The sequence below is a fragment of the Streptacidiphilus sp. ASG 303 genome, assembly GCF_020991365.1.
Classification (GTDB): Bacteria; Actinomycetota; Actinomycetes; order Streptomycetales; family Streptomycetaceae; genus Peterkaempfera.
In genome coordinates, this window is sequence record NZ_JAJLRA010000111.1 from 1 (window position 1) to 326 (window position 326).

At 84.4% G+C, this 326-nt stretch carries 1 pseudogene; it reads right to left on the reverse strand.

Annotated elements, in window-relative coordinates:
* Positions 1–212: pseudogene (locus LO771_RS30140) on the reverse strand (nuclear transport factor 2 family protein); the annotation flags it as partial.
* Between the last annotated feature and the right edge of the window lie 114 nt (positions 213–326).

Below are 326 nucleotides of genomic sequence, written 5' to 3' on the forward strand. Positions count from 1 at the left end.
CGGGCCGGGCTCGCGTCCCAGGCGGCCCGGAAGCCCGCCCGGACCTCCGCGCGCCCCGGGTGGCGCGCGGGCATGCCGGGGAAGGGGACCGGGAACTCGTGGACGGCGTCGGCCGCGTCCAGGTCGGCGAGGTCGTCCGCGGACCGGTCGAGGACGGCCCGGTGGTAGCGGGCCAGGACCTCGCGCGGGGCGGAGCGGTCGGACTGCGGCATCGCGGGCTCTCCGTGTCGCGGGTCGCCCCGGGGTGCCCGGGGCGTGGACGGGCGCCCCGGCCGCCGGGCCGGCGGGGCGGGAACGCCCCCGCCCGCCGGCCCGGCGGCGGGGCG